The sequence below is a fragment of the Streptomyces sp. NPDC055078 genome (genome assembly GCF_053607985.1).
In genome coordinates this window covers 1-1,358 of record NZ_JBSGUP010001113.1, presented here as the reverse complement: position 1 = coordinate 1,358, position 1,358 = coordinate 1, and the positions used below count along the sequence as shown (strand labels likewise).

Genomic DNA, 1,358 nt, shown 5'->3' with positions numbered 1-1,358 from the left:
GGGCAGCAGGGACACCTCTCCCCCGAGGCCGCCGCCGATGTCGCCGAGGCCGAACAGGGAGAGCCCGAAGGACGTGTCCACCCGGGCCAGCAGACAGATCATCAGCACCGTGAGGAGCAGGGCGAGGGCGAGCCGGAGGGCGTGCTGCCAGAGCCTGGTGCGGGCGGGGGAGCGTACGGCCATCAGGAAGGCCGCGCCGAGCAGCAGTACGGCGGAGACGGCGAGCAGCCACCAGGCGCGGCCGTCGTGCGCGGCGAGGGTGCCCAGGTCGAGGGTCGCTCCCTCGGCGGAGACGCCCTCGGGGGCGCGCAGCACCCGGTCCAGCAGCCGGGGCATGGGCAGCCCGAACGGCCCCTCCACCTTGCCGTCCCAGGCCGCGCCGAGACCGAGAGTGAAGGCGAGCCAGACGAGGTTGGGCAGCCCGAGCAGGACGACGGCGAACGTCTCGGCCGGATGCCCTCGGGTCGCCGCGACCACGAGGCCGATGACCACGCCCAGGGCGACGTAGCAGAGCAGCAGGACGACCATGGCGTACGCGGCGGGCCGCACCGGCTCCTGGAAGCGCACCAGCCGGGCGGGCAGGGGGGCGCGGCGGGACACGACGAGGGCCAGCAGCAGTACGCCCGCCAGCCACAGCAGCCCGAGGACGAGGGTGAGCGGGACATCGGCCCGGAAGCCGGCCTGCGGGGCGGCGTCCAGCAGTTCTCCGACGTCGGAGATGGTCCCTTGCGGGGAGATGTCGAACGACTGACGGGCGATCAGAGAGAGGGCGACGAGGGCGAGGGCCCACAGCAGGGCCAGCCGGGCGGCCCAGCCGGCGAGTTCACGGGTGCCGGCGACGGCGCGGTGCCGCAGGGGTCGCAGAAAGCCGTGGGCGAGGGCCAGCGCACCCGCGAGGGTCACCGAGAGGGGGACGACGGTGAGTTCCGCCGATGCGCCACCGAGGGGTCCTGCGTCCCCGGTGATGTCGACGCCGCCGCCGACGGCCAGGACGACGACGGCCGCGACGATACGCGGGAAGGCGCCGCCCGGGAGGCCGGCGGCGCCCGCCGCCCACACTCCGAGTGCGGCGGTGCCGATCAGGGCGACCAGCCCGGCGGCGACCGCCACCAGGGCCTGAGCCCAGCCGTGGGCGGTGGGCGCGGTGCGCTCACGGTCCCGGGTTCCGTGCTGGTTCACGCTGTCACGCTATGCAGGGCGACGGCTCTCCGCCCGCCGGGCGGGGCCGGATGCGTCCGCTTGCGAAGCGCGCGGCATCGAGGCACACAATGAGTTGATATGCGAGGAATCCGAGGTTTCTCGGTTCTCGCTCTGTTCTCGCGTTGGGAAGAAGAGCCCGTGAGCGCCGAACCTCCACC

1 protein-coding gene is annotated in these 1,358 nt (G+C 74.0%); it reads right to left on the bottom strand.

The annotated features are described in order from the left end of the window. On the bottom strand, positions 1-1,179 hold a 1,179-nt coding region (locus ACWF94_RS40565; protein ID WP_453500320.1), incomplete at its 3' end, for a streptophobe family protein. Positions 1,180-1,358 lie beyond the last annotated feature (179 nt).